General features: G+C 67.0%; 28 protein-coding genes and 1 pseudogene. 21 read left to right on the top strand and 8 right to left on the bottom strand.

The annotated features are described in order from the left end of the window. Nucleotides 1-159 precede the first annotated feature (159 nt). The 5 genes from B1790_RS32380 (at nt 160) to B1790_RS32365 (ending at nt 4,169) form a co-directional block, all read left to right on the top strand. Nucleotides 160-477 (top strand): hypothetical protein, encoded by a 318-nt coding sequence (locus tag B1790_RS32380; protein WP_198952182.1) that lies wholly within the window; start codon nt 160-162, stop codon nt 475-477. A gap of 362 nt (nt 478-839) precedes the next feature. Then, nucleotides 840-965 (top strand): hypothetical protein, encoded by a 126-nt coding sequence (locus B1790_RS35710; RefSeq protein ID WP_255407318.1) that lies wholly within the window; start codon nt 840-842, stop codon nt 963-965. A 148-nt stretch (nt 966-1,113) separates the two neighbouring features. Continuing rightward, entirely contained in the window at nt 1,114-2,658 is a 1,545-nt protein-coding gene (locus tag B1790_RS32375) for a ParB/RepB/Spo0J family partition protein (protein WP_079927376.1), read from the top strand. Between the two features lie 369 nt (nt 2,659-3,027). Continuing rightward, the gene (locus B1790_RS32370) at nt 3,028-3,900 is read left to right on the top strand and encodes a ParA family protein (RefSeq protein WP_079927375.1); all 873 of its coding nucleotides are present in this window, start codon (nt 3,028-3,030) and stop codon (nt 3,898-3,900) included. After that, nucleotides 3,897-4,169: a hypothetical protein gene (locus tag B1790_RS32365; protein WP_233165424.1), complete on the top strand. Its 273-nt coding sequence runs from the start codon at nt 3,897-3,899 to the stop codon at nt 4,167-4,169. The genes B1790_RS32370 and B1790_RS32365 overlap by 4 nt, the downstream gene beginning before the upstream one ends. A gap of 462 nt (nt 4,170-4,631) precedes the next feature. Here the strand turns inward: B1790_RS32365 and B1790_RS34515 are convergent, their stop codons facing one another. Together B1790_RS34515 and B1790_RS32360 are read right to left on the bottom strand one after the other, a co-directional pair. Then, nucleotides 4,632-4,946 (bottom strand): hypothetical protein, encoded by a 315-nt coding sequence (locus B1790_RS34515; RefSeq protein WP_142271643.1) that lies wholly within the window; start codon nt 4,944-4,946, stop codon nt 4,632-4,634. A gap of 310 nt (nt 4,947-5,256) precedes the next feature. Beyond that, on the bottom strand, nt 5,257-5,730 hold the full coding sequence (locus B1790_RS32360) for a hypothetical protein (protein ID WP_079927374.1): 474 nt from the start codon (nt 5,728-5,730) through the stop codon (nt 5,257-5,259). A 257-nt stretch (nt 5,731-5,987) separates the two neighbouring features. On the opposite strand from B1790_RS32360, the gene B1790_RS32355 reads away from it, so the two are divergent. Beyond that, on the top strand, nt 5,988-6,278 hold the full coding sequence (locus B1790_RS32355) for a hypothetical protein (protein ID WP_233165423.1): 291 nt from the start codon (nt 5,988-5,990) through the stop codon (nt 6,276-6,278). Nucleotides 6,279-6,322: 44 nt separating this feature from the next. Here the strand turns inward: B1790_RS32355 and B1790_RS32350 are convergent, their stop codons facing one another. Next, complete coding sequence (locus tag B1790_RS32350; RefSeq protein WP_079927372.1) at nt 6,323-8,275, bottom strand: hypothetical protein; 1,953 nt, start codon at nt 8,273-8,275, stop codon at nt 6,323-6,325. A 624-nt stretch (nt 8,276-8,899) separates the two neighbouring features. On the opposite strand from B1790_RS32350, the gene B1790_RS32345 reads away from it, so the two are divergent. The 7 genes from B1790_RS32345 (at nt 8,900) to B1790_RS32315 (ending at nt 14,441) form a co-directional block, all read left to right on the top strand. Continuing rightward, entirely contained in the window at nt 8,900-9,772 is an 873-nt protein-coding gene (locus B1790_RS32345) for a DUF2637 domain-containing protein (protein WP_079927371.1), read from the top strand. 37 nt (nt 9,773-9,809) lie between these two features. Further along, nucleotides 9,810-11,378, top strand: coding sequence for a DUF4226 domain-containing protein (locus B1790_RS32340; RefSeq protein WP_079927370.1), 1,569 nt, complete (start codon nt 9,810-9,812; stop codon nt 11,376-11,378). 14 nt (nt 11,379-11,392) lie between these two features. Next, nucleotides 11,393-11,698, top strand: coding sequence for a hypothetical protein (locus B1790_RS32335; protein ID WP_079927369.1), 306 nt, complete (start codon nt 11,393-11,395; stop codon nt 11,696-11,698). Nucleotides 11,699-11,764: 66 nt separating this feature from the next. Continuing rightward, nucleotides 11,765-12,070: a hypothetical protein gene (locus tag B1790_RS32330; RefSeq protein ID WP_079927368.1), complete on the top strand. Its 306-nt coding sequence runs from the start codon at nt 11,765-11,767 to the stop codon at nt 12,068-12,070. Nucleotides 12,071-12,084: 14 nt separating this feature from the next. Next, entirely contained in the window at nt 12,085-13,725 is a 1,641-nt protein-coding gene (locus tag B1790_RS32325) for a PPE domain-containing protein (protein ID WP_079927367.1), read from the top strand. Beyond that, complete coding sequence (locus tag B1790_RS32320; RefSeq protein WP_079927366.1) at nt 13,725-14,090, top strand: type I secretion protein TolC; 366 nt, start codon at nt 13,725-13,727, stop codon at nt 14,088-14,090. Before B1790_RS32325 ends, B1790_RS32320 begins: the two co-directional genes overlap by 1 nt. A gap of 27 nt (nt 14,091-14,117) precedes the next feature. Beyond that, nucleotides 14,118-14,441, top strand: a complete 324-nt coding sequence (locus B1790_RS32315; RefSeq protein ID WP_079927365.1) for a hypothetical protein — start codon at nt 14,118-14,120, stop codon at nt 14,439-14,441. A gap of 110 nt (nt 14,442-14,551) precedes the next feature. Here B1790_RS32315 and B1790_RS32310 read toward each other — a convergent pair whose 3' ends face one another. Together B1790_RS32310 and B1790_RS34865 are read right to left on the bottom strand one after the other, a co-directional pair. Beyond that, nucleotides 14,552-15,745 (bottom strand): hypothetical protein, encoded by a 1,194-nt coding sequence (locus tag B1790_RS32310; RefSeq protein WP_198952181.1) that lies wholly within the window; start codon nt 15,743-15,745, stop codon nt 14,552-14,554. Nucleotides 15,746-16,109: 364 nt separating this feature from the next. Then, complete coding sequence (locus B1790_RS34865; RefSeq protein ID WP_158083910.1) at nt 16,110-16,271, bottom strand: hypothetical protein; 162 nt, start codon at nt 16,269-16,271, stop codon at nt 16,110-16,112. 50 nt (nt 16,272-16,321) lie between these two features. Between B1790_RS34865 and B1790_RS32305 the strand changes: the two genes are divergently transcribed. Next, the gene (locus tag B1790_RS32305; protein ID WP_079927364.1) at nt 16,322-16,543 is read left to right on the top strand and encodes a hypothetical protein; all 222 of its coding nucleotides are present in this window, start codon (nt 16,322-16,324) and stop codon (nt 16,541-16,543) included. Nucleotides 16,544-16,795: 252 nt separating this feature from the next. On the opposite strand, the gene B1790_RS34510 is transcribed toward B1790_RS32305, so the two are convergent. Then, a complete protein-coding gene (locus tag B1790_RS34510) occupies nt 16,796-17,032 on the bottom strand; it encodes a hypothetical protein (protein ID WP_142271642.1) in 237 nt (78 codons plus the stop codon). Nucleotides 17,033-17,036: 4 nt separating this feature from the next. After that, nucleotides 17,037-17,498, bottom strand: coding sequence for a WhiB family transcriptional regulator (locus tag B1790_RS32300; protein WP_079927363.1), 462 nt, complete (start codon nt 17,496-17,498; stop codon nt 17,037-17,039). A gap of 271 nt (nt 17,499-17,769) precedes the next feature. Between B1790_RS32300 and B1790_RS32295 the strand changes: the two genes are divergently transcribed. Further along, a complete protein-coding gene (locus B1790_RS32295) occupies nt 17,770-18,276 on the top strand; it encodes a helix-turn-helix domain-containing protein (protein ID WP_233165422.1) in 507 nt (168 codons plus the stop codon). Nucleotides 18,277-18,367: 91 nt separating this feature from the next. Then, nucleotides 18,368-18,829, top strand: coding sequence for a hypothetical protein (locus B1790_RS32290; protein ID WP_142271641.1), 462 nt, complete (start codon nt 18,368-18,370; stop codon nt 18,827-18,829). Nucleotides 18,830-18,929: 100 nt separating this feature from the next. On the opposite strand, the gene B1790_RS32285 is transcribed toward B1790_RS32290, so the two are convergent. After that, on the bottom strand, nt 18,930-20,480 hold the full coding sequence (locus B1790_RS32285) for a PPE domain-containing protein (RefSeq protein WP_142271640.1): 1,551 nt from the start codon (nt 20,478-20,480) through the stop codon (nt 18,930-18,932). Between the two features lie 201 nt (nt 20,481-20,681). Between B1790_RS32285 and B1790_RS32280 the strand changes: the two genes are divergently transcribed. From B1790_RS32280 to B1790_RS34860, 5 genes and pseudogenes are all read left to right on the top strand, one after another. Then, nucleotides 20,682-21,404 (top strand): hypothetical protein, encoded by a 723-nt coding sequence (locus B1790_RS32280; protein ID WP_142271639.1) that lies wholly within the window; start codon nt 20,682-20,684, stop codon nt 21,402-21,404. A gap of 97 nt (nt 21,405-21,501) precedes the next feature. Next, entirely contained in the window at nt 21,502-21,771 is a 270-nt protein-coding gene (locus B1790_RS32275; protein WP_142271638.1) for a hypothetical protein, read from the top strand. Between the two features lie 195 nt (nt 21,772-21,966). Continuing rightward, nucleotides 21,967-22,416, top strand: coding sequence for a hypothetical protein (locus B1790_RS32270; protein ID WP_142271637.1), 450 nt, complete (start codon nt 21,967-21,969; stop codon nt 22,414-22,416). Continuing rightward, nucleotides 22,416-24,872: a hypothetical protein gene (locus tag B1790_RS35525; protein WP_233165421.1), complete on the top strand. Its 2,457-nt coding sequence runs from the start codon at nt 22,416-22,418 to the stop codon at nt 24,870-24,872. The genes B1790_RS32270 and B1790_RS35525 overlap by 1 nt, the downstream gene beginning before the upstream one ends. A 73-nt stretch (nt 24,873-24,945) precedes the next feature. Then, a pseudogene (locus B1790_RS34860) lies at nt 24,946-25,602 on the top strand (NlpC/P60 family protein); the annotation flags it as partial.

Genomic DNA, 25,602 nt, shown 5'->3' with positions numbered 1-25,602 from the left:
CGAGGCGGCGGGCGTCAGCCTGGGCCTTATCCAGCACTACTTCTTCACCAAGCAACAGTTGATCGAGAGCATCGACCGACACGTCCTCACCGTCTTCAACGAGGCGCTTGGCACCTCCCCACACGCCCCGACGGCGCCGGGGACCGGTTCGCAGACCTGATGCACAGCAATCCCGATGCCATGGATTATGTCGGGCGAGCCTTGGCTGAAGGCGGGGACATCGGGACGATCATCTTCGACGGCTTGTGCTTGATCAGTGAGCGTCAAGGGGCGAACTTCAGGTCTCAGGGCTTGGTCGCCGACGACCTCGATCCGGTCTGGGCGGCGATGCTTCCGATGATCCTGCGAGTCGGCACCATCATCTTGCGCCCACACGTCGAACGGCACCTGCCCGGCCCGCTGTACGACCGCGCCGAGACGTCACGCTGGGATGCCGCGGCGACCAGGATGATCCGCGAGGGTCAATTCAAGCGGTAGTGGAAGCGCCAATCGCCGTCGATCGACATCGAGACCGGAGTCCACGACCGGCACGTGCTTGCGCCGACCCGCCGGCCCACTCAGGCCCGCCGCCCGTCGAACGCGACGAAAGTGCAGTCAGGCCCTGGCGGCGGCGCATAGACGGTCTCCCCGCACGTCCGACAGGTATAGGAGCGGTGCAGCCCCAATCCCTTGGTTGAGCACGATGCGCATTGCTGGCTGCCCACCAGGACCCGATAGGGGACCCGCAGTGGGTGTCCCTGAGGACATCGCGACGGCGGCCCGGGCTCTGTCCAGCCGCGGAGCGTTCGCGTCAGCCTGACCACGCACCCAACATACCCGGTGATTCGAACGTGTGTACGATGTTCGATCGTGAACTGAATGCGCCCGACGGGGCGGCTCTGAGCCTGCGGCGCCTGACCTTTTTGGTTCCAGGAGGAGCGATCCGCGTGGCACAGCTAAAAAGCGGCGACCTCGTCGGCACCTGAATGCGTGGTTGGTGATGCACGGTGCATCACTACGCACGGCAAGGCGCACGACTCCGCAACGTTGCCAACTCGCCGCGTGTTGTTCGCTGCAACTCGCTGCTGAACCCTTAAAGTCTCTATGTACATGTAATGCATGTTTGGAGGAGCGATGGCGACAGGAACATCCCCGGCGACGAAACGGGCCGGAACGCGCAAGACGGCGAACAAGCTCGTCCGGTTCGCTGGCGGTTCGGAAACGTCAGATTTTCTAGCAGCCGCCAGGGACGTCGACCTGGACGGTGGAATCACCGCGGGCCTGGCGTCCATCGCCACCGCCGAAGGGCAGCGGTTTATCGAGGCGCCCACCGAGGCGATCTCGCCACACCCGTACAACGACCCCAGCAGGTCTACCCCGCAGCCCGACAACCCGCGATGGGTGGAGCTCGTCAACTCCGTGCAAGCCGCCGGAGTTCAAGTCCCGATTCTGGTAGTAAGCCGTTCGGCGTTCGCGGAGGCGCGCCCGGAGCTGGAACCGCTCCTGGGACCCGCCACCCAGTACGTGATCATTTACGGCCACCGCCGACGAGCGGCGGCAGCGGCAGCCGGACTCGCCACCGTACCCGCGGTGATCGACGACTCGGCGATGGCCAACGGTGGCGATCTCGACGCCATGACGATCGAGAATCTCGGCCGCGAGGATCTCACCGATCTGCAGCAGGCCGAGATGTTCGCTCGTTACAGCGAAGCCGGGTTCGGCCAGCGGGCGATCGCCGAGAAGTTGGGGCTCAACCAGTCGACCGTTTCGCGTCGCCTGAGTCTGCTGCTGCTGGCCCCCGACGTCCTCTCGGCCGTCGAGCGCGGAGCTATCAAACAAACCGAGGCCGCCGAATTAGCCGGCAAGCTTCCTTTCGGTCCACCGCGACCGTGGCAGCAAGACGTTCAGTCTGAGCAGGGTGCCGACTACCGCCGCACCGATCAGCTGGCGGCGTGCGAACTCGTCGCCCAGGGTGCGACCCCGAAGCGTGCCGCGGAACGGGTACTTGCCGAACGCCGGGCCCGGCAACGTGCAGCGGCCGAGGGCATCGAGATCATTGATCCACGCGAACGCTTCGGGGCCGACTATCAACGGCACGCGATTCCCTCCCCCGCCGCCGCCGGGGTACAGCTCGTTGCGGCGATCGACGACCTGCAGGGCGGGCTGGTGTATTACCCCGCAGCGGTGCAGGAAACTCCGCCGAGCAGTCGACCGTCGACGCCGCCAGGACACGACGTGTCGACGCGGCACTTCGCTGCTGCGACTAGGGCCCGCCGCGCCGTGGGTGCACGACTGGTGTCGAGTCAGCCGCCGCGGGACAAGCTCCTCCCCCTCTTGGCGGCCCAATACGCATCCGGGGTCGCCGCGTTGGGCGCGAGCCAAGCGGGGTGGAGTCTTGCCTTCGAGTACAGTCGTGCGGCCGGGCTTAGCAGTGCCGATTGCGACGACGTCGCCGCTTACCGCACGGCCGCTGCTGGCGAGACGGCGTTGAGGCGTCAGCTCGAAGTCGCGTGGGCCTGTGCCGTTGCGGCGTTCGAGTTGAACGCATCGGATAGGCGGCGCCAAGCGTGGGATCATCTCGACCTTGCGTATCTGCACTTGTTGCAAGATCGTGCGAGTTACTCCCCCACACCGTGGGAGGTAGAACGACTTACCGCCGCTGGCGGGGGGCACGAATGACGCGCAGTACCCCCCATGGAACCAACTCTACCTGCGGGTATGTAGAGCAGTCGGCAGGTGATGCACCATGCATCGCGTACTAGGTGCGGTCATGCTGCCGTGGGTGATGCACGGTGCATCACCGACGCCGGGTCTCGCCGTTTCGAGGGTTGGGGCAGGATGCATCACTACCCCTCCCCTCCCCGCCGCGATTCGCCGCGTCGCCCTCTCGCCAGACGACGGGCTTCCGCGCTCGACGCCTCCACCGCCTGCTGACCCCTGGGTGATGCACCGTGCATCACCCAGGCGCGCGCCGACCACGACGGCGCGGCCCGAGCCCCAGCTCGTCGCCACCTAACGACTTACCTAAACGGCATCGAAGGAGTTCACATGGGTACGACCTACGCGTTCGCCAGCCTGGCTGGCAGTACAGGGAAGACGACGACCGTCGTCACCCTGGGCACACAACTTGCGCTCGAAGGCTTTCGCACACGAATCGTGGACTTGGACAGTCAGGCCAACGCGAGCACGTGGCTGGGCTATGAAGACACACATGGGAAGACAACGGCGGACATCCTCCGCAACGAAGCGACCATCGCCGAGGTCGAACTCCCCGGGCGTGTCATCAAGGGGGTGGACGACAACGATGAGCCGATCGTCGGCGAGATCCCCAACCTGAGTCTGGTTCCGGCCCGTCGATCCACCTTGGACAAGATCATGATCGAGCTGGCAGCCGATCAAGGCGGCGTGCTGCGGCTGCGAAAGGCCCTAGCCCAGGCTGACCCCGTCGACGTCACACTGATCGACTGCCCGGGAACGATGTCGACCCTCGTCGTCGCCGGCATCCTCGCCACGAGTGTCGACGAATCCGACACCACACCGGGAGGATGGGGCGTCATCGCGTGCACCAAACCGGCCTATAAGGAAAGTCGCGGCATCCCCGACTTGGAGCGGCAGATGCACACCCTGCGTGAGACCTACCGGATGAACCTTCCGCTGCTGGCGATTGTGCCGTGCGTGGTTCCCCCGGAGAACGCCGGACGGGTCTACATCGACCAAATGGAGGACCTCCGAGACGCCTACGGTGCGCTGGTGACCCCGGGTGTCCGTCGCGCCGGTATCGTCGACGAGGCGTTCGTCAACGCCACTCCCCTACCTCTGTACGGCTACCGCGCGCGTGCCCTGAGCGACGATTACCGCGCCGTGAAGAACTATCTGGCTGAAACGCTGGGGCTGTTCAACCGGCGGACCGTGGCGGCATGACGCCACCTGCCCCCGACGGATCAGCCGACACCAACGAAGGTGCGGTGAACGCGACCCGCAGCACCGTCAACATCAGTGGTGAACTGTTGGGGGTCTCGAGAGCTGCGGTGCGGCTGGTCCGGGCGAAGACGGGCCGGGCGTACTCTCTGCGGCAGTTCACCGAGGAAGCCTTCGCCGCGCAGATTCAGACGATCGCCGAAATCTACAACGACGGTCGCGCCATCCAGCCAGACGAAACGCCATTGGAAAAGGGTCGAGCGCCATACTGATGCACGGTGCATCGCTGTGGCAGTAAGCCCTGCGGCGGCAGGCCGGGTACGGCGGGTTCCCGAACGTGCGCGGCGTGGCAAAGCGCGAAGCGGCTTTCGTCGGTGGAGCCCCTACGTCGTCGGTTTAGGTTTGCTGAGTGGAGGCGGCCGGGCGCGGCAGCGAACACCTGGGCCGCTATATCGTCACAGTGACGGAATGAGGCCGACAACCGGGTAGCGGCAACGGACGGGCGCCGCGCCGTAGCGGCACTGCCGGGACCATGGCCACCGCTCCTCATCGCGAAAGCTCCTGCAACGCAACGCCTTACGGGCCCCAACGCGCACGCTACGTTCCGGCGGATCGGCACACCATTGATGTGACCTACCCTGGCTGGCACCTCACGCTCTAGGCTGTGGACGCGGAACGTCATGCATCCTTGACCCATCCACCGCCACACGGTGAACAACGCAGGCCGTGGCCCACTAGGGGAGTGGAGCCGACGACACCAATCGATAGAGGCTGCACAACGTTCCCGTCGGGGGCGGTGTCTCGACGGTGACACCTTCACGCCGGCAGGCGTCGACGCCTGCCACCGGCGCGGGATTCCGATACCACGGCGCCGCGCCTTCGGTGTCGACGCCTGCGAACGCGTTGGCTTGCGCAACCGTGGTGAACCGCGATTCGCCGAGTCGCGTCGGCCCGCCCGTAGAAGACGACGCCGGTGGCGGGCCCCAGACTTCACGACAGTGCCGTTCCTCGTCTCGGCGAGGTATCGGGCTCCATTGGGGTGGGTCCACATTTAGAGCGTCCGCCGGTACGGCTGGCGCACCACCATGCTTCGCTGTCTCGATGATGCGATCGACGAAGCGCGGCCCCGGCGCTACGCGCGAACGCGAAGTCCCGCGCCGTCTCGGGGTCGGTCCAACCCGAGCCGACGGCGACCTAGTGACACCATCGAGCGGCTGTCTCGCCGGCCAACTCCTGGACGTTCTCCGTATCGACCCGCCGAAGTGCATGGGCGGTGCTGTGGATGAGATCCGTGGGGCGCCATGGGCGCGGAAGACTCGTCACGGTGACGAAAGTGCCTTCACGTTCCCGCGGGTCAGGTCACGGCGGTGGTTGATGCTTCTTCGCCGTGCGGCTTAGTGATGCCATGAGGCCGCTCATCGTTTCGATGGTCGTGAGCAGTTCGTCGCGGTCTTGCTCCAACCGTTCGATCCGGGCTTGCAGTTCACGTTCCCGGCGCAGGGATGCTTCGAGGTCTGCATTGAGAAGCTGGTAGAGGTGCCCGACGTCCTGTGCGGGATCGTTGGGTGCGGGCGGCCAGTTCCCGGTGGTGCGGAGGTACTGCTCGAAGCTGTCGGCGAGGAGGAACCATGACGCGGTGCCTTTGCGGCCTGCGATGTGACCGCGTTCGCTGTCGATGGGGGAGTCCGCGCGGCTGGCGAGGTCGGTGGCCCAGCGTTGGGTGCGCTGCGCCAGAGCGGCTGCCCGCCCAGCGAGGTAGGCGCGCCGACCTGACGGGCTTATCACCTCGCCGTATGCGCCGTCGGGCCACGGCGCACCCGCCGGGCCGCTCATCCGTCTACCTTAGCTGGTATTCAGAAACCTTCTGCGGTTCCGCGGTGGATTTTCCGGATACGCGGGTCCAGACGTCAGCGAAACACGCCAAAGCGGAATATATCCGGAAAGTACTCACCTGCCGTAAGCTGAGCGTAGCCGGTGACAGCCTGCTGAACAGCGGAGATTGAGCCTAGACCCGTGAGCTTTATCCAGAAGTATGGCGGAAGACTTCCGGACACGGCGGTCGCGAAAGGACACGGACAGCCACCATGGCCATGAACACCAGCACCGTCGGGCTCGACGACGAGGGGTCCCGCAAGAGCCGCCATGGCTCCGAGACCCGCGACATGAACGCCTTTCTGCGCGTCCGCTATCACCAGGAGCAACTGGATACGTTGAAGGCCAGGGCGGGCGACCGGTTGCCGACACTGATCAGGCAGTACGCGGACCTGCTTAGCGGCTTGCTTCCCGTCGCCGACGCCAAGGGTGTCGACCCGTTTGAGTTGGTGCGCCAGACGATGACCGCGTTGCTCGACGAGGAGCAGCCGCAGGCGCGTGCCTCCTAGCCGTTCTGGACGTCGCACGTAGTCGACGGTTTCCGTCGACGCAGCTAGGTGTTCACGAGGCGCCCGCCGAGTAATTCGGCGATGATTTCGATCGCGGCGTGTTCCTCGTCGACGATGTCGTGGGTTGGCGGTCCGGTCGACATGACTGTTTTGAGCCACGCGGCATGATCGAGCTGCTCGTCGTGCTGGAACGGCGTTGGCGGGGATGGGAACCCGGCCAACGCGGGCAGGGGGCGTGGCGACTCGCGATCCTCGTTGCGTTCAGTGAGCCACCGCCTCCAGGCGGTGCGTTCGAGTCGGTGTCGGTGTAGCCGTGTTTGGCGGACGTGGTCGAGCCGCTGACCCGCCGCGATGTCATCCAGGGTGACCCGCCCGGTGGCAACCCGCCCTCGACCTGCTGGCGCGAGTAGGCCGGCGATCTGGAGGTCGACGACCATGGCGTCTCCGGTGGCGCGGGGGAGACGCGCGGCGGCGTACACGTCGGCCTTCGTCGTCACACCGTGGTACGCCACCAATTCGTACACACGCCTCAGGTGGTGTCCCAGGACGCTCCACGCGTCGTGCACGGCTTCAACCCGCACTCGGTCGATGCGGGCAGGGTCGTCGTGGACGACGTTGTGCGTGGTGAGCGCATAGCGGTCCGCATCGACGCCAATTCCACGCCGCACCAGCATCAGCGGCGCTCCGGGGCGGTCCCTCAGATCGGCCAACACTCGCCAGACGGTGTCTTCGCTCAGCAGCCCACAGCCCAACGACAAGGTTCGGCCGCCCACTCCTACCAGCCAGGCCCCTGAACGGTGCTCTCCAGCCACCAGGGCGTAGAACGCGAGGCACTGCAGGACCGCGTGGACCGTCCATCGATACCGCTGCCCTGCGAATTCGAGATCGGCCCACGACAGCGCGTTGGCCAACCACGCTCGCAGATTTTTCGGGCCTCGCCATCCAGCTGCCCTCCCCCCCGGTGTGTAGTTACGTTCTTTGTGCCGCGGGGGAGAGGACTTTTGGGCGTTCGTGACGTACCAGTTCCAAGCCTTGGCGTAGTCGCGGGCCAAGGCTTGGTCGCGGCGGTGCTGATACCTGGCATAGGCGGCGCCTAGTCCGTCGTTCCACGGGGCACCCGGTCCGAGTTGGCCGCGCATGTCGTTGAGGCTGTAGCCGCGTGCGATGGCATGGACGACGACCGACATCCGTGCTTCGTGTCGTGACGTCCACGTAGGTCGGGATGCGGACAGGGCACCGGTGGCGGCGAAGGAGGCGACCTCGACGGGGATGGGACTGCTGCGGCGGTAGGCCGACCCCAGGCGCCGGTCGTCGCCGTGTCCCTCCACGTGGGTGTCCGGCAGGTCTGGCTCGGCCGACTGCCCGTTCGCTCGAGGTGCTGGGTCTAGGGCACCGAGCAGCATGTGGAGTCGCGGTAGCAGGTGAGGTGCAGACCGCGTCGTGAAGGCCTCGACGGCGGCGTCCAGGGTGCCGTCGAGGCGTCGATAGTGGCCGTGTTTGTCGGCTGATCCGGGCACGCTGATGCACCCGGTACGCGCGTTGGTGGCCGGGGTGATGTCCAGGGTGGGTAGGCGCGCTTTGAGAAGTCGCATGAGGGCGGTGACTTCGTCGCACGACGCAGTGGTGCCGATGGCAAGCGGGCAAAGCAGATGTCGGCCTCCGCTTGTGGAGCGGTCGCCGACGACGGTCCCGCCGCAGTCGGTGAACCATTGTGCGGCGGTGTGGAAGTCGGCCGTGACGCGTGCAGCGTCATAGCCCTTGGCGTCGAAATCCAGCGCAAGGACCTCCGTGCGTCCACGCGCATACAGGTACACCGCTGCCGGCCGGGACGGCACCGTGTCGGTGAGGCGGGCGGTGTCGGAGAACTTGCCGGTCTGAGCGTCGTACAGCCTCATCTGGGCGCGTCCGGGCGCGGCCATCATGCGGGCCAGGCGCTTCCAGACCAGTGCGGGCGCCGGCGAGGTGTCGGCGCATTCGGTCACATTGAGGCTGGTCATATTTGACGCCGCCAAAACGGCTCTCGCTCAACACATTCCATGGTGTGAAAAAAGACGTACCGGAGCGTGACATGCGCCTGGTAGAGGTGACAGCTCGACATCTTGCGGCTCATCAAGACGGCCTTCTATACTGGAGCCAGCTCTGACGAGCAAACTGGTTCCTCTGAACAATGGAAGCCACATCGATGGAAGCGGCAACTTCCGTCGATGGATCAAAGACCCCTGGGCGTTACGCCCGGGGGTTTCTGGTTTCCCGAGGTCTATTCGGTTGTGGGCCTTAAGGTGTCGGCACGTTGTCGACGCCGTCGGCGATTCCCTTCCGTGACGGGTGTGGCGTATGTTGTGAACACTTTGTACCTCGGTTGCGCGGTGCTACCGCGCATCTGCGCGGCGTGTCGCGGAATGCTTGCCCGAGGTGCGTCGTGCCGGAACCACCTCATCACCGGTCTGCGGTCAGGTCGGCAATCCGAGTAGTGCCGTGCCAATTGCCAGGTGCATAGCTAGCGCGGCCGGCGCGGCGGTTGGATGGACATTGCCCACGATCCCGGGATTCGTGGACGCCGTCCCGGCGCTCACACTTGGGTGACCATCTGTGTAATCAGGACTTTTCTTGGAGCGACATCCATGACCGCACTTGACGACAGAACTATCTTCGCCGACGGGCAACGCGCTGTCGACCGGCTCACCGAAGACATCGCAGGACAACTTGAGCCAGTACCGAGGCCCGGAGCCGGCAGCGCCATGGTGCCTCCCCTCGTCCGCGCGAGTCGGGCAGTCGCGGTCGTCATCGCCGTCGGAATGGCGGTATCGAGCTTCATCCTGTCCTTCGCCGCGTTGAGCGATTTGGCACGACGCACCAGTAGTTGGGGCGGGTGGTTGCCGTACCTGTGGCCCGGAATCGTCGACGGTGCGATCGTTCTGGCTACCATGGGCATTCTCACCTTCTCCGCCTATCCCGATCAGCGCAAGGCCAAGCAGTTCTTCTGGGCCGTGCTCGGCGTCGGAACGCTCGTGAGCGTCGGCGGCAACGCACTGCACGCCATTCTGCGAGCCGGGGCGCCACTGCCGACCTGGCTCACCTTTGTGGTGGCGTGCGTACCTCCGGCTGGAATCCTCGCCGCCACACACGTCGCCCAGATCTTGTGGCAGTTCAGTGCGTCGCTCGTGACGACCACGGTGCCACCGAGTCGTCGCGGCGGCGTCGCGCCCGCTCGTGCACATCACGACCGAGGTGAGCGGTGGTTGCCGTTGGCCCGTGAGATTCACGACCGGGGCCGCTTGACCAATCATTCCGAAACGACGCTGACCGAGGCGCTGTGGCGACTCTTCGAGCTTCAGCCACAGATGTCGTTGCGGGCCATCGGCGAGGAGGTCGGCGTCGGGCATCACGACGTGATCGCCCGCCTGCGTCAAATCGCTTCCGAGGTGGTGCGCGACCGTCCGGATTTGGTTCCCATGCCCGTAGCTATCGAGGCGACACCGGGCTTAGCGTCATAACCAGCAACGCGGTGGGCGAACAGAGAGGACTCCACTCGTGACTTTTGGTCTTCCGAGCATTCCCGACATCGTGGGGAGCGTGCTCGAGCCTGCTATCGAGAACACGGTGAAGGTCGTGACCGCGGTCGGGCGGGTGTTCTCCGACGACGACCATCGGCCGGCGGGAACTCCATTGCAGCGCACCAACACTACGTTGTACGGGCCCGGTGGGCCGCCGGCGGCACCGGCGCCTGCACCGGCACCGCCGCCCGACGGTGCTGGCGGGTTGAACGACGGCGCCACCAACGCCGGCGATCAGTACAACAAGAGCGTCGACGGGGCCGCGCTGACCGACGACAAGCTCGCGGCGCTGCTCAAGCACATCTTCGAGTCCAACCAGCAGGCCCGCGACAAGGTGAACGCGATCCTGACCGACATTCAGGCCAAGTCGAAGCAGATCGCACCCGAAATGGGTGACCCGGCCTCGGTGATGGCATTCCAGAAGTACATGGACGGGAAGTTCGGGGAGATTCAGAAGCTGCTCAGTGACTCCCAGGTCGACGCGAAGACGCAAGCCGCAATCATGGATGCCCTTGGCGACGAGTACAAGACGAACGGTCCGAAAACGCCTGAAGGACAGAAGGATTCCGGCGCAGGCGGCGGCGGTTCCGGTGACGGTTCTACCGGCGGTGACGGCGGTGGGGGCGGCGACGCTGCGCCGCCGCCGGCTGATGCGGGGAGTGGAGGCGGGGATGTCGGCGCGGCCGGTGCCGACCCGCTGACCGATCCACTGGCCGGCATGGGTCCGATGGGCATGGGCGGCATGGGCGGCATGGACCCGATGTCGTCGCTGGCGGGCCTCGGGTCGTCGCTGCCGGGTCTGCTGGGCGGCCTTGGCGGTGGCGGCGGATCGCCGCTGGACTCGCTGGGCGGGGCACTCGGCGGGTTGGGCTCCGCGTTGCCCGGGCTGGCGTCCCAGTTCGGGGACAAGGCCGGTCAGGACCAGGCCGACGACAAGTTCTCCGACACCAAGGGCGACGCGAAGGGCGACAAGCCCGGCGACTCGCAGTTCACCGACGACGGCAAGTCGGGTGACGCCGACAAGGCCGACCCGGGCAAGGCCGACCCCGGCAAGACCGACGCGAAGAGCGCGACAGATCCGGCTCCTGCCGAACCGGTGTCCAACGCCGCGGCGGCGGCCGCCCCGGCCGCGGCGCCGGCAGTCGACCCCAAGACCGTCTCCCTGCCTGACGGGACGACGGTGACCGCGCCTGACGATCACCGCGCGGCAGCAATGAAGGCCGTCGTCAACGGCTCGTCTGTGAGCGCGGCGTACGGCGATCAGATCCCTCCGGCGGGATCTCCGGTCATGAACCCCGTCGACCGCAACAGCCTGCGCCCAGGCGACTACGCGCAGTTCGAGGCCAAGCCGGCGGTGATGTTCATGGGAAATGGCAAGATTTGGCTGGACGGTCAGCTCAAGCCGGTCTCCGCGCTGCCCAGCTCGTCGGATTTCTTGGGCTGGACTCAGCCGCCGGCAACGGGCGGCGGAACACCGGCGGTGCCACCGTCACCCGCGGGCACGCCGGCGACGCCGCCGCCGCCCACTGGTAACCACACGGCATAGGGGAGCCTGCGAGCATGCACTCAGAAGCTGAGACTCGGGAGCGCACGTACATCGAGACGTCGCGTTCCGGTGCGCTGCTCGTCGAGCTGGATTCCAGCGGCGGCGTGGTGCGCGTTCAGCTCGAACCCGAGGTCAACGCGACCTGGACGTCGCACACCCTGGCCGAGCGGCTGCTACATCTGCACCGGCTGGCGCTCATGCGGGCCCGCCACGCCCAACGGCAACGGATGAACGAGATGGGCGCCGACATGCCACCAGACGACACCTACCCCGGGGAGTCCGACATTCACGCCTATCGGGCACGATATTTGGATTTTTAGGGCCGCGCTAAGCGTCGCCTACCGGGGTTACCCTGGGCAAACGAGTCATCTGAGGAAAGGGGCATCATGGCCGACCGGTTAGCGGTGGACTTCGACGCATGGGAAGACCACGCCTCGTGGTGGGACAACGAAAGCGACGCCGCGCGACAGCGCATGGCGGTCGACCCGGAGACGCTCGAGTCCGCCCGACACGCCTTCGGCAAGATCGGTTCGTCCTCGGTGGGTGCGGCCTACGCCTCGACGTTGGCGGCCCGTCATGAGCTCGGTCAGCGCCTGGCGGCCAATGCGCAGGCAGTCGCGAGTCACATTCGTCGTGATCTGCAGACCTACGCCGATCAGGAGCACGCCAACCAGCAGTCGCTGAGGACTTAAGGTCCGGTTGCCTGATGGCCAGTAGCGCGAACCTCTACGTCGACCCCGACGGTGTCCGCGCCGCCGGGTCTGGTCTGTCCACGGCCAGCTCGGCGGCGGGCACCCCGGCAACGGCTGTGACGCCGTGCGCGGCGGACGCCACCTCGACGAGGATCGCCTACCTGCTGTCCACGTCGATCGGCGACCTGGTCAACGCCACGGCGGTGTTGCAGCAGCGGACAGCGCATGCCGCCGCGCGTCTGAATCGGAACGCCGCCACCTACGAGGAGCAGGAGGAGGCCAACGCGGCCTCGTTGGCTAGCTCCTCCAGTGGGCGGGCGACCGCGGTGTCCGTCGGGGACGCCCCGTCAGTGGCAGCTCCGGTGCTCAGCGTTCCGCAAATCCCGTCTCCGGGAGTGCAACCGGCGTCCGGGAAGGAAATTGCGGCGCTTCTGCACGGTGGAGCGGGGCCGGAGGCCATGGAGTCGGCAGCGCAGGCGCTCAACACCCACGCCACCCAACTCGAATCCGCCGCGCAGACGGTCCGCTCTGCACGGTGGGCCAGTGAGCAGAGCTGGGATTCCTCAGCTGCCCAGCAGGCCAGCGCGCACCTGTCCACGCTGGAGTCGACCTACACGCGCCACGCCGAGCAGTCCCGTGCGCTGTCGCGAGACGCCAGCACGCAGGCTGACAACTTTCGGCAGGCCCGCGCGAACACCCCGCCTCCCGAGCACTTCGCCGACTTGGAGCGCCGGTTGCAGGCTGCGGCAGCGGCCAACGCGGCCCCGAACAGTCTTGGGCGCTACACCGCGATGGTCACCAAGTTGCAAACCGACCTCGCTGCGGCCCATCAGCAGGCGGTCAACAGCTATGCGACCTACACCGCCGGCGGTCAGTTGCAGGCAAAGACCCTTGAACCGGGCGTCGCAACCACTACACCCAAGCCTCCGGGGCAAGGTGAGCCTGGCCCGGGAGTTGGCGGCGAGGACGGTTCTGGTCTCGGGGCCGCCGGGCTCACCGACGATCCCGGGGCCAACGGACTCAACGCCCCTGCCGGCGGCGCTGGGGACCTGATGCAGACGGTCCTGCCCACCGTGTTCGGGGTGGTCGCCGGCGCGGCCGGGGGACTGCTCGGCGCTCTCAGTGGGGCGGCGGAGAAGGTTCAGCAGACCGGCACGCAGCTCGTCAGCGGGCTGGCCCAGGGCGGTGCGCAAGCGCTGCAAGGGCTCTCGGGTGGGCAGTCGGGAAGTCCCGAGTTGCCCTCTGGCGACGCCGGAAGTCCCGACCTCGGTATGGACGGCGGTGGTGGTGGCGGTGAACCAGGCGACACCGAACCCGCATCCGCGGGCGACGGAGCGCTCGCGGCGGCCCCGGCGTCGGCGTCCGCAGCGCCGGCCGCAGCGCCGGCTCCGACCTTCGGATCGCCTGCCCCGTCGGTGGGTACGGCCGCCGGCGCGGGGATGGGGTCAACGATGGGCGGCGGGATGATGCCGCCGATGATGGGTGGGCCCGGCCGCGGTGGCGGCGGGGGCGGGGAGGACGACAAGCGGCTCTACGAAGAGAAGCGACTGCGGTTGACGACGGCGCCGAATGCCGAGCCGGTCAAGGGCCGTGTTGAAGCGCGCGAAGCGCGTTCGGATCGCGAATCGCGTTCTGACAGAAGGGATAAGCCCTGATGGCGCTCACTGACGACCAGTATGTCGCGCAAGCCGAGGCAGCTCTGGCCCACATGCGTTCACGCAACAAGGCGTTCCTCGACGCCGTGGACGGCATCGACCTTCCGGCGATGCACGACGCGGTGCGTGCCCGGTTCGACAGCAACGGCGACCTGGTCGACCTCGACATCGCGCCCGAAGCGCTGAACGTCTACACCAACGTCGAACTCGAAGAACTGATCACCGACGTTCTGCGTGAGACTCGCACACATCTCACCAACCAGATGCACTCGTTGTTCGTGAAGTACCTGGTTCCGTCGGATCCGCAATTCGACCCTGACGCGACCGGCGAGCCGTACGTCCCGCCACCGCCACCGGACGCATGACCCACGGCGGACGTACCACGCACCCCAATGAGTAGAGCTATCAACCACACCCACGACGTCGGCGACGAGTGGCCGTTCGACATCGCACCCAACACCGCGGTACTGATCACCCGACGTGTTCTGGAGGGCCACCCCATCCTTGAGGTGTTCCACGATCCCGACGGCGAGTGGCAGTTCCTCTGCGGATCCACCGTCACCCGTGAGGACGGCCGGGTGGCCTGCCTAGCGTGCGTGGTCAGCCGAGAGCCCGCTCTGGCCCAACTCGCAGACACCCCGACCGGGTGGTTTGCCCGCCGGCCCTCACCTGACCAACCCTGGGAACGGGCACGATACGACGGTCCATGGGAATGAGTCCCCCGAACCCGTCACCGATGTAACCGCAAACCGCATGAGGCGCAACCACATTGGCCTCAGTGGCAAGCGTGCGGAGCATGCGCGGCAGCCGTCTTTCCCCACTGGCCTCACTCGCGGCCGCGCGCGCGTGCGACGAGTTCGGCGCGCGCCCGGTACTCAGCCTCTGCGGCGTCGGCCCGCTTTCGGGCGGCCCGCGCCCCGATCTCGGCCGCGACTTGACGGGCCGCCAGGTGCGCTGGCTGTCCCAGTCGACTCAACGCGTCACGCCGAGCTGCGCGCGCGGCCGCCAGGTCCACCTCAGCCTGCCGGCGTTCTTGCTCACGACGACGGTGGCATTCCTGCTCGAGCGCAGCGTCCAGGGCCGCCGGCCGGTCCTCAAGGGTGTTGTTCCGCTGGTGCCACTCGATCGCGTTGCACACCAGGCCGATGGGCTTGTAGGGAACCGGTGGCATCCAGTGGCCTCCGGTGCGTTCCCAATCGCGCAGCAGTTGGTTGACATCCTCCCCGGTCCAACCGTGGGCGGCTACAGCGGCCAGAGCGCGACTCCACGCCCTAGGGGTGTACCGGCGTGCCCAGCGCGGCGTTTGGGGCGCACGAAGCCATTCACGGGCCAGTGCGTACCCTCCAGAGTCGACGACCCCCCGCTGAGCCCGCCGCCTCTTCGGTCGTGGCGGGCGCGAAGCGCCTCGTTTCGTTGAAGCCGAAGGCTTTTGGGCTTGCCCGGTAGTTAATTTCTTTCTCAAATACGAGAGATAACTACTTAAAAGAGACCCTACGGGGTGGGGTGTCAATTGTGGATAACTCGGCGTGTGCAGTGCCCACACGCTGGCCCATCCGCGGCCTCGGTCGCCCATGCGCCAGCTGGCCATCCGCTCGGTCCGGGTGCGCTGACGGCCGCGGAACACCTCGGTGGCCACTCCTAGCAGCCGCAGCGCCTTGGACGCGCGCTGCACGGTGCTCTTGGACAACCCGGTGTCGTGGACGAGGCGGTCGTTGGTGGGTCGGCAGTTGCGGCCGGTGCGGAAGTCGGCGTAGCGCGCCCGGGCCTCGGCCACGCGCACGATGGCCTTGAGGGACACCGCGGCGCCGGGCAGCTGCGGGGCAACTCGGGTGCGGTAGTGGCTGTAGTAGGCGATCGGCACGGTGACCCGCGCCCACAGTTGCTCACCACCGATCCAGCAGGCCACGCCGGCGTACGCATCGGCGGACAGCTCCAGGAAGACGTCCGCCGGCAGTTGCCATGGGGGCTCCGCCTCACTGGTGCCGACGAGTTTGGCAAACCGTGCGCGGGTGTCGGCCACATGCTGCGGTCGACGCCGTCGGGTCCGCGTAACTCCACGTTGATGACGCTGCGCGGTGCAGCCGCGGTACGGCCGACCCGGCCCGGTGGGCGGTTGCAGCGAACCAGGACCGACCGTGGGCAAAAAAGTATGAACACGGCGCGCATCATCTGGTGCTGGACGCAGATGTGCGCTACCGTGGGAGGTGCCGATCAAGCACTTACCCTTCGGGGTCCCCAACGCCCTCCAGCGCCAACTGGGGGGCGTTGATCATTCACGGGACTTCTGCAGCCCCGGTGAACGAGAGATATGAAATTAGTTCGTCGGCTTCCTCACCCGTGCGTTCCAAGCAAATTCGCCATGATGGGTAAGAAGCACTTTCAGGTCACATCGCCAGCGGCAGCGCCTCCGTCCTGTCGACGCGGGTCGCCAAGCCCAGTCGTTCGCGGATCACGTCCGCGTTGTACTGGCATTGGGACAGGCCAGCTCGCTGGCTGCGGCCCTTGAACTCTTTCCCGGACGTCGCGGTGGACGAGCACGGTGGCATCGGGGCGCTGCACCCGACGAGCGCAGTCGGGCCGGAGCGAGACGCTGCGGGTGGGAGCCGAACTCCTCGAGGAGGCGTTGCACGGCGGCGGTGTCGACGACGTCATCGACCAGGAGTCGCTGATCGGGGTGGGGGAGGAGATCACCTCGACCGACGTGCTCGGTGAGGACGACGCCGAGGAACGTCGACCGTTCCAGGTCGCCACGCAGGACTTCGACGACGACGAGCTCCTGCATGTCCAGGGCTGCCTCGACGACCACGCGGTCCCCTAAGGAGGGGCGTCCAACACCGCGGGGCGATCCTAGGCGTCGAGCAGTCATTCCCACCTCCGCGACAGCATCATTCCTGGAATGCACACCGTCACGTTCGTTCATGGGCCTTCCATTTCACGCAGGACACGCCGGGGTCTCATGGTGCTTGTGCGACTGAAAACGCTCTGTAGCCAACGAAATACCGTGGGTGACCGCCCGAGCGGTAGCGATTCGAGACACGGCGGCGCTGTGAGTCGAACCCCGCGCAATGGCCTAAGTCGCCGGAAATATGGCCGTCGAGCGGCGCAGCGGTACGGCTGGCACACAGCCCGTGCGGGCCGCGTGGAGAAGCCCGTCGGTGCAGGCGAGGGTGCGCAGCAGCAGGCGCCGCGGCCCCACCCAGGCGCAGTCACAGTGCGCCTGTCGGCCGAGCCGGCCGTCCTCCACCCACGTCTGAGGCCGCGCGAGGTCGACGGCCGGGCCGCTCGTCGGCGCCATCGTTGGTCCCACGAGGTCAGGCTGCGGTGCGGTGCGCGTCGGCACTGACATCTGCGCTGGCGCGGCGACGTCGGACCGACGAGGTCGGCATGACGGGGGCGGGGAGATTGGGCAGCTCCACGCTGCGGCGCCGCTCGAACTGGGCGAGTAGGTAGTCGTAGGCCGCTTCGAGCATTTCGGGGTTGCCCTTGTCGCCGGGCAAGGACAGGCCGCCCCAGACGCCGAATTCTTCCCGGCTGGCCACGGCGTTGTATCCGCAGCGTCCGATGAAGGGGCAGTCCTGGCACGCCCGGACTGCGAGGATTCGGTCCTTGAACTGGGAGAACCACAGTTCTTGGCCGTTGCGCGCCCTGTTCGGGTCTACCGTGCGGCACGGTGTCGTCAGCTCGGTGCTGTAGGTCCGCACCTCTCGTTGGCTGTGGCGGTCGACCCCGCGTGCCCCGGAGGCGGTCTGGCCGGCATCGGTCTGCGCGTTCATGTCCCGGGTCCCTTCCCTCGATCATCTACCGGGATTTCCCGGTTACAACCGGGACAGTAGCAGCGTTTTCCCGCTTTTGCACCGTCCCGACCGGGATTTCCTGGTTTTGATGGGTTGCCGTTCGGGGCCGCGCAAACGCTCAGTGCAGCTCAGAGGCTCGACACCAGGCCGTGTCACTGTGCTCACCGCGTCCAAAAAAACCGGGATTTCCCGCCTATATCGGTGCCGAACACCGTGAAATCCCGGTCTGTAGGGCAAAATGAAGCCCATCATGTCCTGGGATGAGCTGGCTGTAGCGGTCCGGGCTCGGCGCAGGGAGCTGGGCCTGACCCAAGCCGATGTGGCCGCTGCCGGACATGTGTCGGTCGAACTGATCCGCAACATCGAGACCAGACGTCGCACCCCCGAGCGCCTCAACCCCCGCAAGGCACGCGGTCTGGAGGATGCGCTGCGCTGGGAATCGGGCAGCATCGACGCAGTCCTCGCCGGCGGGGTGGCCACCACCGCTGAGCCAAAGCCGCCTCTCGACGCCGAGGTCGCGGCCCCCGACCCGGGCGACCGCTTCGCCTTGGCCAGGCAGATCGTCGCCCTACGGGCGACTCTGTCGGCGCACCAGCGCTCGATCAGCCCAGATGCGCGCGAAACGTTGATGACAGAAATGGCCAACTCGGCCCGCGAAGCCGAGGAAACGATTGTGCGGATGATGCCGTGGCTCGGCGACACCGAGCGCGGAGAAGCCATCGACCTCCTTCTCAAGTTGCGAGAACCGTTGTCCTGACGTCACATTCGGTGTGGGGTTCTGGCCCCTAACTGGAGAGCGGTGATGTTCTGGCGACATCGGGTATCTGGCCGACCGCTTACAGTGGGCCATGACCATTACCTGCCGCCCGCAAGAGGTAGTCGGGGTGATCAACGAGCTGCACGCGGTCGCCGAAATCGTGCGCACGTACGGAGATTTGGGTGGTGTAGGCAACGGGCCCAGCCTGGGAACCGGAATGCCGACGCAGCTCTACCTGACCGCCGCGGCGATCGAGGCGCAACTGCGCAGCTTCGCCCACGTCGACCAGCTGTGCGCATTCCGTGTATTCCGATCCGCCGACGATCCGGTGCGCTCGGTGATGCACTTCGACCTCACGGTGGCTGACACCGTCGTCGTGGGCGCGGTGAGTAGCGAGGTCTGCATCGCCGAGCTGACTGAGGCACACCGGCGGCTGGCGGCGGCGGCGAAGCAGCTACGCACGGCCTTGCAGGCCGGGGCATCGGAGACGGTGAACGCGAGCCTGGACAACGAGGTTGAACGACTGCGAACGTTCGTCGCCTCGTTCGCCTGAGGGTGGCGTGTCAGGACGGTGACACCGAAACACGGGACGCTTAGCCGGATCTGGCTGGAGCCAGCTCACCCCTGCGTCACCACACTCATGAGGCAGCGGTCTAGATGGGTGCTCGTCCGCCGCTGCCGCCGCCCATTGCCCCGCCGGGCGTGATCACCGGTGGTGACCAGTTGCCGTGATAGTCCTGGCTCCACCCGGGGGGTGCGATCTGTTCGGCCTCGGTCACGGGGTCGTCATCCCACCCGTCGCCCATGCTCGCCGCGAAACCGCCCGTCGACTGAGTGAAGCTGGCGGGCACGGTCTGCCCATAACCCGGCGGCGAGGGGTCGCGGGGATCGGGGATCAGATCCTCGCGCGGCAACCAGATGCCCGATCCTGGCAGGTATTCCTCGTGTCCGAAGGGTCCCAAGGCGCCGGGGGGTTTGATCTGGGCATTGGGAAATTCGTCGTCCGGTACCCAAGCGCCGCTGCCCGGGACGAGCTCCCTCCAGCCGTGTTCGTTGCCGTTGGAGTCGTAGAAGGGGGACGGCCCCAGGTCCCCGGGGTTCTTGATCTTCAGATCGGGCAGCTCGTCGGGCCGAACGAAGTTCCCTGAGCCCGGCCCAATTTCGACCCATCCGGGTCCGTCGGCAGGTTGAGACGGGCCAAGTCCGTTGGGTCCTCGGATGATCGGGTAGTGCCGCTTGTCGCCCTTCTTCCACGCCGCGGGGTCGACTTCCCCGTGGCCACTTTGGCCGGCGAACGGGCTCCCAGGCCGCGGTGGCGGCTCCAGCGGAGGACCCACCAGCGAGGGGTTACCCGCGCTGCGGGCGTAGTCGGCGTACTGCGTCATTGCCTTGGTGTGCAACCCACCGAGTTCTGTTTGCAAGGCCGACACCACGGGTGCATAGCGCCCCATGTTGGCCGGGTTGGCGTTCGCCTGGGCGGCCTGCTTGAGGCGGCTCTCGGTGTCCTCGAACTGCTGCGGTGTCGGCGTGTTCGACCGCGCTCGCGAGTAGGCGTCAGCGTGGCTTTCCAACGCTGTTGCCGTCGCGGTGGCGTGCTCGCCGTGGCGTTCGTACCACTGGCCCAGTTCCCGGATGCGTTGCGAGGCTTGATCACCGGAAGCTGCCTGCCAGTCCGCAGACAGCGCGGCACTGCTGCCTTGGAGTTGGCGGGCAGCGCTCTGCAGCTCGGTGGCGTGCGCACGCATCTGTTGGGCGGCGCTGTAGAGGCCGGCCGGTCCCGGCCCGCCGTGGAGCAACCTGGCAACGTCCTTGCCGTTGGTCGGGGGTGCGCCGACCTGCGGAGCGCTCACCGTCGGAATGGTCGGCGTCGGCAGGGACGGCACCGCTACCGGCGGCGGCCCGCTCTGGCTGGAACCCCCACCGCCGGCGCGGAGGCTGGCGGCGTTGAGCTGTTCCTGCTCTTCATAGGTATGGGCGCTACCGGTCAGCATCGCTCCGCGTGCCTGCGTGATCGACTGGGCAAGTGAGCTGTACCCGGTGACCGCGGCGCAGCGGGCCTGCAAAGTCTGGCTGACCGCCGCCGACACGGGATCCGACGCGGGGGCCGTGACGGTGACCGCGCCACCGGAGACGGTTGACGACGCCGAGGCCACCGTCGCAGCCGTCTGGGTGACCGCGGCGGTGTCGATCTCCAGTTGTGCCACGTTGACCTCCTTCACCGACCGCACGACGGGGCGTGCGGTGAGCTACCACCCGTGCCAGCAACGTTAGCGGCTCCCCGAGGGGGGTTGCGACGCCTAAACGAAAGCAGCTGCCGACGAGCGGGCAATCCATTGGGGTGGCTGCGCATCTCGCTCACCGACAGCTGCCCGTCCAGTTTAGGGGCGACGCTAATTGTCGGCCCCGTGTTCGATACTGCAGACATGTGGTGGGATGACCAGCTCCAAAACGGCCCGGCGGCGCCGGGCGGGAACCTGTGTGTACTTCCCGCGGCGTCCGCCCCGGTGGTGAGCCCGCAGGTCTCAGACGTTCCGCATCCTCGACAGGGGAGCACCGTGCAGGCGCCGGTCGATCCGTGGCAGTGGTGGTGGGATCACGCCCGACGCAGCGCCCACGCGTTCTTGGCGGGTCACGTCCCGCCGGAGATCGCGATCTTCGGGCCGGTCCTGGTGGACGGCGAGTCCGGTCTGCTCGAAGCGGACGTGGCCTTGAGTCTCTTGTACGGCGGTGACGGGCAGTACGCCCGCAGCGACTACCTCGTTCTGGCCCGACCGGCGGTGATGGTCGGCGCGTTGGCCGTCAACGCCGCGATCAATCATCGCCGCAAACGGGCCGCGCAACGCGATGCGGAGCCAAGTTGGCGTGAGCAGCGCACCGCACACATATGGAGCACCACCCACCGCGTGATGTGGGACGGACCGTCTGGTCTGGAGAGCCTTTGGTATGGCGACATTTCTGGCTTCTATCCCGACCTCGACAGCTGGACCTTGGTGGTCGCCACCTCCGACGGGAACCCACCGGTGCGGTTGGTCGGACCGGCCGTGCCGCTGGTGGCGCTGTGGACTGCCACCGCGGTGATGGGGCAACGGTGGTCTCAGGATCCCCGGCTGGCCGCGCTGCTGCGCTGAACGCACGCCGCGAGTCACGCAAACGACAATCCGGAACGCATCGTCGGTATTTTTTGGGGCGATGTATCTGACCTGCCCCGCAGGTAGGATCAACCCCATGCCCGCGAAGACACAGATCGACACCGACGCCACCGGCACGGGTCTGGCCGCCTCCGCGCAGAGCCGTTCCACGGCCATCGCCGGCACGGACATCACCCTTCCGCAGGGGCTCTACGTCAGCGCGACGAACGCTCTCGCCGCCGGCTTGGTGGCCGCCAGGCTCGCCGACCTTTCCGTGCGAGTCACCGCGGGAGCCGCTACTGCCCAGACCAGCGTCGCCACATATGAGGCGACCGAACAAGCAAACGCTGCATCGCTTCGCACCTAAACCAACGGGGAGGGACAGACCATGAGCACCGGCACATCCGCCTGGGCGCCACAGACTGGGGGAGTCCCGCCCCAATCCGGCCCCCCACCGCAGAACCCGCCGCCGTACGGCTGGAATCCACCACCCGCCGGCGGACCTCCGATGGTCGCCCAAACCGCTCCTCGCCAACCCCGCATGTGGGTCTGGGCACTGTCGATGGCGATCCTCATGGTGGTCGCTGTCGCCGCCACCGCGGCCATCACCTACGCGATCGCGCACTCCGCGACCAGCTCCGTGTCCGCGCCGGCCTCCCCAGCCGCACCCAGCTTCACCGCAGCCGAGCAAGCCGACGCAAAACAGGCTGTCTGCAACGCGTTCGACGTATCGACCAAAGGGATAGCAAGCCAGGGTGGAGCTCGGGTCGACGGACAGCCGAACATTCCCATGCTGTTACGGACGCTGAGTGGAACCGTCTCGATTCAGAGCGCGCTCGTCCCCGCGACTCCGGCGGACGTCGCCGAGGCGGCCCATGGAGTTGTCAAAACAAACCTCGACCTGATGAATGCTGCTTTGGGCCAGGCCAACATTGATCAAGTCAAGGCAGCGAACGATGCGTCGAACAGCGCGGTCGACACGCTGGTATCTGCCTGTGGGTTGCCGCACTAATGCCGGCGGCAACTAACACCGGCAGCATCCTCGGTGATGCCACCGACAAGGCGGCCGGTCAGGTCAAAACCGCCGCAGAGCGCGCCAATTCGGAGGCCGCGAAACTCCTGAAGGGTTTCAACGCGGCCAAACCACCCGCACCGGACAATTACGTACCCCATTACGGGATGCCCGGCGGCGGTGACATCCACCTCCAGCCGGGAATGTTCACCGGAGCGCTCATCGGCCCAGGGGTATGGCCCACCGAATCCGAGTCCGAACTTGCCCAAACCAAGACGAAGCTCAAGGCGCTCAGTGACCGCCACCAGCAGGCGGCCGACGAAGCCAAACGCCAAACCGACGAAGTGTTTGCTCAGCACTGGACCGACGGTGACGGCAAAGAGGCTGCTTACGAGCACTACTCGGCCGAGCACAACGCCCACATGGCCGTCGTCGACGTCCTCGACGGGGTGGCAGACACCAACGGTCGACTCGGGGAACACATCCGCCTCGCCAAGCGCAACATCCGCGACGCCCACGACGCCGCCCACAAGGAAATCGAGGACTACCTCAACGCCCCCGGTGGCGTCCCCACAGCGCAGATCGCCGTCATCACCACCAAGTACCGCACCCTCATCGAGGGCTTCCGCGGCCAGCTCGTCGAACAGGTCGGGGACGAAACCACCGCACTCACCAACAAATTCGGCAACCTTCCGGAGTCTCCTCCAGGTTCCCCCGCGCAGCACGACAAACCAGAGGACGTGGACGGACGGCACGGAGCAGATCCCACTGATGGGTCGTCGACAAAGCCGGTCGACGACCCCATAGGTAAGCCAAAGCCCGGAGATAATGGCTACCACAAGGGAGATATCACCGATTCTCCTGGCAGTGCGAACGCCGGCGGGCAGGGCGCAGGCTTGCCGGATCCGCTGGCCACGGGATTTCAAAAAGTCTCGCCAGGTGAAGCGTCTGGCGCAGCAAAACCCCCGTCGATGCCGTCGATGCCGTCGCCGCCGTCGCTGGGCGGTGGTAGTGGCGGCGGGGGCGGCTCTGGTGGTGGGGGATCGTCGCCGCTGAGCGGTCTGAGTGGGGGCATGAAAGGCATGTCCGGCGGCCCGCAGGGTGCCGGTGGTCTGTCCAGTCCCGCCTCAGGCCTGCAAGGACCGGCTTCCGGCGGCACCCCGGCATCTCTGGGTAACGAGTTTGGGCGGGGCGTGGCGGCTGGCAACGCGGCGGCGGGCGGTATGCCGCCGGTTAGTTCCGCGCCGCCGCAACCACCGTCGGGGCCGTTGTCGGCAGCTCCGCTGGCACAAACATCAGCACCGGCGTCTGCTGCCCCCTCCGCGTCGACCGCACCGGCTTCGGCGACGCCGTCCGCAGCCTCGGGCGGGACCGGTATGGGCGGCATCCCTGCTGGCGGTCTGGGGGCGGGTGGGGGCTCCTCGTCGGGCCCGTCGCCGCAGTTGTCGTCCTACGGGTCCGTGCTGCCCCCGTCTGCCCCTGCTGTGGCGGGGGGCGCTGCGGCGGCCGGCAGCTCGGTTCCCAGTGCTCCCGCCGCGGCGGCTGGCGGCGCGGGGCCCGCGCCTGGCTCGCCGGGCTTTGTACCCGTCGCGGACGGCGGCGCGCCGCAACGGATTGGGCGCGACGTGTCCATGACCGATCTGGAGACGGCTCGGGCGGCGGTCGCCGATCTGGCGGCGGCCTCGAGCATGATCTACCCGGGCCTTGAGTGGGCCGTGGCCGTGTCTCGTGGGGTGTCAGGCTTCCCGGAGATGTGGGTGACGACCAACGAAGGAGCCGGGTACATCCCGTTTGGGGTGTTCATCCCGCGGTCGATGCCGCTGGCGGCGAACTTCGATCCCGACTTCGACGCTCGGTGGTTCGGTTGGTTCAATCCTGCCGAAACCGTTCTGCGGGCAGTCCGGGCGAGGGGCGATGCCATCTCGGCGATCGCCACCACGTGGGCGCAGACTTCTGAGGAAGTACGTTCGGCGACACCGGATGTCGCGATCGGCGTCACACCCTCGGGCGCTCCGGGCGAGGCGGGAGCAGCGAGGCTGACCCGGGGTCGTTCGCATCGCTTGGAAACGATCGCCCCGGCCATCTTCGCTGGCCTGCAGCGAGATTCGGATGACGGTGAGCGTTACGCCCGGCAACTCACCCAGCAGGTCGTGTTCTCGGGGCCGGAGATGTCGCCGGCGGCGATGTCGGTGGCTCGGGCGATCATCGCCAATGGGTGGCCCTCTGACCGCGAGTGGGAAGAGCTGACCTCTCAATACGAGATGGACCGTCTAATGGCTGGTTCGCAGCGCCCCGGCCTAATGGGTGTGGAGGAGCCGCAGCAGCTGGCGGCATACCAGCACGATTTCATCGAGTGCCGCCGCATGGAAACGCTACTGTGCTGGCAGAGCGGCACCGCGGCCGACGTCGTGTACGCGGCGATGACTGCCGGTGTCAACGCACCCGCATTCGCATAGGACTGCCCCGAGGCCCTGATTTTGCTTGGTTGGGGCGTGGTTGTGGGTGGTGGCTGCGGTTTAGTTTGAGCGGGTGGGCGGCTCGGGTGTAGGCGCGTATATCGCGCAGGTGGACCGGGTGTTGGCCGCTGCTCAAGGCGTCTTCCCCGCCGCGGGCGGTCCGGGTTCGGTGCTCACGTCGGGTCCTGGTGTTCCGGCGGCCCCGGCCGACTCGGGGCTTGGGGTGGGTGCGAGCAACGCCGGTGACGGTTACAAGCGCAGCTGGGGCGCGGTGAGCGGGTTGGACGCCCAAACCAACGGCACCTCCGCGGCCGGCGCCGCGGAAGGGCAGAACGGCCGTGCCGGGGCCACTGGTGTGCGCCAAAGCGCCGCGAGCAGCGCCGCGGCGATCGCCCCGGCGACCGGGTCACCGGCGGGGGTGAAGACCCTGGTGACCAGCATGGATGACCGGATGGCCGCGATGCAGCGTCAGCTCGACGCGACCAAGGCCCAAAACCAGCTGCTGGCCACCCGGTTGCGGCAGGTCGCGATGTCCTACCGCTCGGCGGCGCAGGCCTCGCCGGCGGGAATGTTCAAGGGCCTTGGTGGCGGGATGGGTGGCGGCGGGATGCCCTCGATGGGCATGGGCGGCGGCGGTGGCGGCTTCCCCGGAATGGGGATGTTCTCCCGCCTGCCCGGCATGCTGGGCGGCCAAAACTCACGCAACGCCACCAACCAACTCACCACCGGC

The sequence above is a fragment of the Mycobacterium sp. AT1 genome, assembly GCF_002043095.1.
Classification (GTDB): domain Bacteria; phylum Actinomycetota; class Actinomycetes; order Mycobacteriales; family Mycobacteriaceae; genus Mycobacterium.
The sequence above is the reverse complement of the archived record's forward strand: the minus strand, read 5'-3'. Positions and strand labels throughout refer to the sequence as shown.